The following is a 635-nucleotide window of genomic DNA, read 5'->3' as shown; positions in this document are numbered from 1 at the left end:
ATGCGCTCTCTGCTGGAGCGGATGCTCGCGGTCCACACCGGCAAGAAGGAAGAGGACATCCGCAAGGACATCGAGCGTGACAAGATCTTCAGCGCCGACGAGGCCAAGGAGTACGGCCTGATCGACGAGGTCATCAAGACCCGGAAGTCCTCCCGGCTCGCCACCGCTCGCTGAGGTGCCGGGCCGGCGGTCCGAGCCCGCGGTCGGAGCCTCGCGAGGCGTGACGTCTCGTGAGGCCGGCACGCGGTCGTCGGCCGTCGGCCGCTACCACACCCGACGCGCCGACGCGGTGAAACCCGGTCAGCGGTTCTCGTCCGTGACGCGATGGCCTAATGGGACTGCGTGGACGGGCGAGGACGGCCAAGGTGACCGTAGGCTGACCGGTATGAGCCGAGCGATTGGGCTCTCACCGGACGGCTCGGCGGGGTACCGTCCCCACGGGGATGGTTGCAGGCAGACACGCGACGACTGGGCGGTGTCAACCGCCCCTGACATGCAGGCGACACCATCGTCTGGACGAAGGGACTGAGTCCTCGGTGGCACGCATCGGTGATGGCGGTGACCTGCTCAAGTGCTCGTTCTGCGGTAAGTCGCAGAAGCAGGTGAAGAAGCTCATCGCCGGCCCTGGCGTCTAT

General features: G+C 66.9%; 2 protein-coding genes. Both read left to right on the top strand.

The genetic code is table 11. The features are described 5' to 3' along the window. A partial coding sequence (locus tag AC08OO_RS16055; RefSeq protein WP_476606698.1) for an ATP-dependent Clp protease proteolytic subunit occupies nt 1–174 on the top strand: 174 nt, incomplete at its 5' end. A gap of 362 nt (nt 175–536) precedes the next feature. Continuing rightward, a partial coding sequence (locus tag AC08OO_RS16050; RefSeq protein ID WP_476618704.1) for a ClpX C4-type zinc finger protein occupies nt 537–635 on the top strand: 99 nt, incomplete at its 3' end.

The organism is Frankia sp. CeCAU1 (genome assembly GCF_977971845.1).
Note: the sequence above shows the minus strand (reverse complement) of the source record. Positions and strands in the feature narration are given on the sequence as shown.